1 protein-coding gene is annotated in these 1,914 nt (G+C 64.4%); it reads right to left on the minus strand.

All coding sequences use genetic code 11. The features are described from left to right. Positions 1-1,914 (minus strand): Ig-like domain-containing protein (locus tag OP496_RS17450; protein ID WP_280565149.1); only part of this gene is annotated, 1,914 nt, incomplete at both ends.

The following is a 1,914-nucleotide window of genomic DNA, read 5'->3' on the forward strand; positions in this document are numbered from 1 at the left end:
CCGCGTAATCCGTGCCGTCGACTGTGACAGTCACCGTGGCCTCAGGATCATCGACGCTGCCGGTCAGCGCCGGGCTGTCGTCGTTGATCGGGTCATCGACCGAGTCGAGCGTGAGGACCGGCGGCATCTGATCCAGCGTGGCGGTGTCGGTCACCGTCCCGGTGTTGCCCGCCGCATCCGTGATAGAAAGCGTGGCAGTCAGGTCGCCGTCGGGCAGACCGGTCAAGTCGGCGGTATAGCTGAACGTGCCATCGCCGTTGAGCGTGATGTCCTCACCGGCAATGGTGAGCGGATCACCACCACCGGCACTGGTGATGGTCAGCGAGTCGATGGTCGCGCCATCTTCGACCGTACCGGAGAGGGTGGCGCTATCGGCCTCGGCCGCGTTGTAGACGTCATCACTGAAGATCACGCTGTTGAGAGCGTCATCGCCTTCACCCGGTGCGGTGGTGTCGAGTTCGACCGTGTCGGTCACTGGCTCGGAGGTGTTGCCAGCGGCATCGGTCGCGACAGCGCTGACGCTATTGTCGCCTTCGTTGAGCGTGACCGTGCCCTCGGCCAGCGTCCAGGTGCCATCACCATTGTTGGCGGCGGTGTAGTCACTGCCGTTGACCGTGACGGTCACGGTTGCGTCCGGATCATCGACGGTGCCGCTGAGTGCGGGGCTGTCGTCGTTGATCGGCGCGTCCAGTGCGTCGAGGGTGATCACCGGGGCGTTCTGGTCAATAGTGACAGGACCCGGTGTTGAGGAAGGTCCAGTGTTACTAGCAGAGTCCGTCTGGCGAACCTGAACCACACCATCGCCATAATTACCCGGCTCCAGGGTAAAACTGTCACCGGTACCGTCAGTCCAAGTCGTGCCGCTATCGATAGAGTACTGCCAGGTCGCGCCTTCCTCCAAGCCTGTTACGTTGACCGTGCCGTCGCTCGTGATGCCATCGGCATCGTCAACTCCCGTATCGTTGGCCAGCTCCACTTCGGGGGCTTGAGGCGGTGTGACATCCCCCAAGTCAATATCGACAATCGTTGAGCTGGGATCGCTCGTGTTGCCGGCTGCGTCGGTTGCCACCGCTTCAACTTGCGTTTCATCCTCGAGTGGGGTGTCGGGCGTGACGCTCCATGTACCATCTTCGCCGACCGGCGCCGGTGCACCGATGGCGTTGTCATCGCCGTCGGTTAACGTGACGGTGCTACCGGGCTCAGCGGTGCCAGTAATTTCCTCACCGTTGGTGGGGTTGATTACCGGCGCATCTGGGGCGGTGAGATCCGGTGCGGTGGCGCCAGTCGGATCACTCTGGTTACCGGCGGCATCGGTGGCGGTAGCGCTGACGTCTTCGCCGTTGGTGAGTGCCGGGTCCAGCGGCACGCTAAAGCTGCCGTCATCCGCGTCGGCGGAAGCCGTACCCAGCTCGTTACCGTCGGCATCATTAATGGTAACGGTCGAGCCCGGCTCGGCGGTGCCGGTGACGGCAGTGCCATCCTCAGCGACCGTCGCGCTCGGCGCATCTGGGGCGGTGAGATCCGGTGCGGTGGCACCAGTCGGATCACTCTGGTTACCGGCGGGGTCGGTGGCCGTCGCCGTGACGTCTTCGCCGTTGGTGAGTGCCGGATCCAGCGGCACGCTAAAGCTGCCATCGTCGCCCGCGGTGGCCGAGCCGATTTCATTGCCATCGGCATCGTTGACGGTAATGGTCGAACCCGGCTCGGCGGTGCCGGTGACGGCAGTGCCATCCTCAGCGACCGTCGCGCTCGGCGCATCCGGTGCGGTGAGATCCGGTGCGGTGGCACCAGTCGGATCACTCCGGTTACCGGCGGCATCGGTGGCGGTAGCGCTGACGTCTTCGCCGTTGGTGAGTGCCGGGTCCAGCGGCACGCTAAAGCTGCCGTCATCCGCGTCGGCGGAAGCCGTACCCA

Origin of the sequence: Chromohalobacter sp. 48-RD10 (assembly GCF_029889785.1) — a bacterium.
GTDB lineage: Bacteria > Pseudomonadota > Gammaproteobacteria > Pseudomonadales > Halomonadaceae > Chromohalobacter.